This window comes from Desulfonatronospira sp. MSAO_Bac3 (genome assembly GCF_003838035.1).
Lineage (GTDB): Bacteria > Desulfobacterota > Desulfovibrionia > Desulfovibrionales > Desulfonatronovibrionaceae > Desulfonatronospira > Desulfonatronospira thiodismutans.
The window spans coordinates 1-2,589 of sequence record NZ_QYZY01000288.1; the positions used below are offsets into that span (position 1 = coordinate 1).

A 2,589-nucleotide genomic window follows, 5' to 3' on the forward strand; every position below is an offset into this window, starting at 1 on the left:
ACACCCCCGCAGCTACCCTGAAACTCAAGAGGATACGCCTGCAAAAAGTTTTTTGTCACGCTGACCACGCTAACCACGCGAAGCGCGTGGCAGGGCGCGTGACTGAAGGCAGGACCCGGGCGGGAGTCAGGATCTTGCTTATGCTCTGTGATCCGCATAAGATGTCCCGATGAAATCGATAAACCCGGTAATTGAAGCCATTAGTCTGGGCAAGAGGTTCGGGCAGTTCACTGCCGTGGACGATGTGAGCTTTCAGGTGGAAGAAGGGGAGTTCTTCGGCCTCCTTGGTCCCAACGGCGCGGGCAAGACCTCTGTCATCAGGATGATGTACGGATTTTCTCCCTTGAGTTCTGGAAATATCAAGGTTTTCGGCCTGGACATCAAGACCGGGTGGAGGCATATCCGCTCCAGAATCGGCGTCTGCCAGCAGGAAAACACACTGGACCCGGACCTGAGCGTTGAGCAAAACCTCCTCGTCTTTGCCGGGTATTACCGCATCCCCAGGCAAAAGGCTGCAGAACGTACCCGTGAACTGCTGGACTTCTTTGCCCTGAACCACAAAAAAGATGCCCGGGTCAGCCAGCTCTCGGGAGGCATGGCCAGGCGGCTCATGCTGGCCAGGTCCCTTATCAACGAGCCCGGTCTGATCATCCTGGACGAGCCCACCACAGGTCTGGACCCCCAGTCAAGACACCAGGTCTGGGACAAGCTCAAAGAGCTGCAGACCAGGGGACTGACCCTGGTCCTGACCACCCACTACATGGAAGAGGCGGCCAGTCTCTGCCACAGGATTGTGATCATGGATCATGGCAGGATCCTGGTGCAGGGTTCCCCGGATGGCCTCATCCGTGAATTTGCCGGGACATCGGTGATAGAGGTGGAAAGTCCCGGGCAGGAGCTTCAAAGCTTTGTGGAGCAGAAAAAAATCAACCACGAGCAGCTGGCGGGCAGACTGATAATTTATACCGACGACCTGAACGGGCTGGGAAAGGTCATCAGGCAGAAATTCTGTCCGGACAAATGCCTGTTTCGCAGCGGGACTCTTGAAGACGTGTTTCTGCGTCTCACAGGAAGGGAGCTTCGGGAATGAAGAGAACCGATCTGACTTTTTTGTTCCTGCCGGTCTGGAAAAGAAATCTCATAGTCTACCGCCGCACCTGGAAGGTCAGCTTCATGGTTCCCCTGCTGGAGCCCCTTTTCTATCTGGCCGCATTCGGCATAGGCCTAAGCGGGCTCATTGGAGACGTGGTCTACGCAGGAGAGAAGCTTAGCTACATACAGTTCATTGCCCCGGCTCTTCTGGCCACGGCCATAATGTTCAACGCCTTTTTTGAAAACACCTATGCTTCTTTTGTGCGCATGTACTATCAGAAGACCTTCGATGCCATGCTGGCCACGCCACTGTCCCTGGAGGAAGTAGTCACTGCGGAGATCGTCTGGGGGGCCACCAAGTCCATGATGGCTGCAGTCATAATCCTGGGGGTAATTTCAGTGCTGGGTTTTGCGGTCTATCCCTGGGCTTTGGTGGTAATCCCCCTGGCCTTTCTCGGCGGGATGGTATTCGGTTCGGTGGGCATGTTCTTTACCGGGATAACTCCAAGCATTGACATGTTCAACCTGCCCTTTTTTCTATTGGTGACCCCGCTTTTTCTTTTCAGCGGAACGTTTTTCCCGGTTGCCAGCCTGCCGGAGTGGGGCCAGCATCTGGCCCGGATTTCGCCCCTGTATCATCTGGTGGAGTTGACCAGACTCTGCACCATGGGCCGGATGGAATCAAACCTGCTGGTCAGCCTCTTTTACCTGAAGGGATTTGCAGCGGTTTTTTATTTCCTGAGCATCACGTCCATGCGCAACAGGCTTATAAAATAGGCTTGCACAGGGAGTGTTGCCCGTCTGTTAAACATCCAGCCGGGCTTGGACGTCATATCATGTGCCTGGCAGTTGTGAATACAGAAGTCAGATGTCAGAGATCAGATTTCATTACTATTTGCATTCAAGGTGATCTTTATACCCGTTGTCATCAAATGTTTGACACCACAGAGAGCACAGAGATTCACAGAGAAAAAGGCATAAGATGACACTGCTAACTCTGTGTGCCTCTGTGTACTCTGTGGTAAAATTTTTTCTGGTTTTCCGAACTTAGTGATATTCATAACTGTCTGGAGAAATCATCTTGAATGCAACTTGGAATCAGAGATCAGATGTCAGAAGTCAGTAAAAACAAAGCAGTGCCAGTTAGTAACCAGCAAAGGATCCCCTGTAATTTTTACCTGCATCAGATCTGGGAGAAGTATCAATGCCAGGGTCTATTCGCCAGGGGACCGGGAATACCTGCAGGCCGGCACTTAAGCTGATTGTACCGTAATTGTTCACCATGACAACTGGTTTTGTCGGGGTCGGTATCGGAATCGGGATCGGTATCGAAGCTGTTGGGGAAAGCCCCGCGCAACTTTGGCTTTCGGTTTTCTATCGACCCCGATACCGATACCGACCCCGACACCGATGGCCAGAACAAGAGTACACACAAAATGTGCTGAACAGTTGCATTGTACCTTACATGAAGTCTTGGCTGTATTTTAAAACTATTAT

At 52.1% G+C, this 2,589-nt stretch carries 2 protein-coding genes; both read left to right on the top strand.

Going from position 1 to position 2,589, the window contains the following annotated elements:
- The first annotated feature begins 169 nt into the window (after positions 1-169).
- Positions 170-1,090, top strand: coding sequence for an ABC transporter ATP-binding protein (locus D5S03_RS09565; RefSeq protein ID WP_008869817.1), 921 nt, complete (start codon positions 170-172; stop codon positions 1,088-1,090).
- A complete protein-coding gene (locus D5S03_RS09570) occupies positions 1,087-1,869 on the top strand; it encodes an ABC transporter permease (protein ID WP_287043709.1) in 783 nt (260 codons plus the stop codon). The genes D5S03_RS09565 and D5S03_RS09570 overlap by 4 nt, the downstream gene beginning before the upstream one ends.
- The last annotated feature ends 720 nt before the right edge of the window (positions 1,870-2,589 follow it).